We start from the raw sequence: 206 nt of genomic DNA, 5'->3' as shown, positions 1-206 counted from the left end.
CGACGCCCTCCCGGTGCTCCAGGCCTCGCCGATCGACGCGATCGCGCTCGACCTGGTGAAGGGCGAGGTGCCGACCGGCGCGGGGACCGAGCAGGTGCTGGTGGGCGGCGTGATCGACGGCCACAACATCTGGCGCGGCGACCTCGCGAGCGCGTTCGCGAAGCTCGAGGCGCTGCGCGCGGTGTCGCCGAACGTCTCGGTCGCCA

1 protein-coding gene is annotated in these 206 nt (G+C 73.8%); it reads left to right on the top strand.

Annotation, left to right across the window (positions count from 1 at the left end):
- Positions 1 to 206, top strand: a 206-nt coding sequence (locus FJ658_RS15025) for a hypothetical protein (RefSeq protein WP_141146208.1), incomplete at both ends; no start/stop codon positions are given.

It is taken from the genome of Schumannella sp. 10F1B-5-1, from assembly GCF_006517535.1.
Taxonomy (GTDB): domain Bacteria; phylum Actinomycetota; class Actinomycetes; order Actinomycetales; family Microbacteriaceae; genus Schumannella.
This window is presented reverse-complemented; position numbering and strand designations above follow the sequence as displayed.